The organism is Flavobacterium sp. Leaf359, from assembly GCF_001423985.1.
Lineage (GTDB): Bacteria > Bacteroidota > Bacteroidia > Flavobacteriales > Flavobacteriaceae > Flavobacterium > Flavobacterium lindanitolerans.
In genome coordinates, this window is the sequence record NZ_LMPW01000012.1 from 3,686 (window position 1) to 3,944 (window position 259).

The 259-nt window shown below is 61.0% G+C and carries 1 pseudogene; it reads right to left on the reverse strand.

What is annotated here, in order from left to right:
- A pseudogene (locus tag ASG38_RS18280) lies at positions 1-259 on the reverse strand (T9SS C-terminal target domain-containing protein); the annotation flags it as partial.

A 259-nucleotide genomic window follows, 5' to 3' on the forward strand; every position in this document is an offset into this window, starting at 1 on the left:
TCCCCCGTCACGGGTAAGCCTTACGGACTGGAGCAGGTCGGCACCGGAGCCGCCGAAGGATTTCTGCCAGTCGGGTTCCCCCTTCTCGTCCATCTTCCATACCCAGTAGTCGAGGTCTCCCGCGGCGGCCTCGGTCTTGTTTCCGGTCTTTTTGGAGAGGGAGCTTCCGGCGAGTATGAACCCGTAGTCGGGCGTTGGCTGTGCGTCGAAGAGGTATTCGGAGTGCTTTCCCCCGTAGGATTTCTCCCAGAGGATGTCC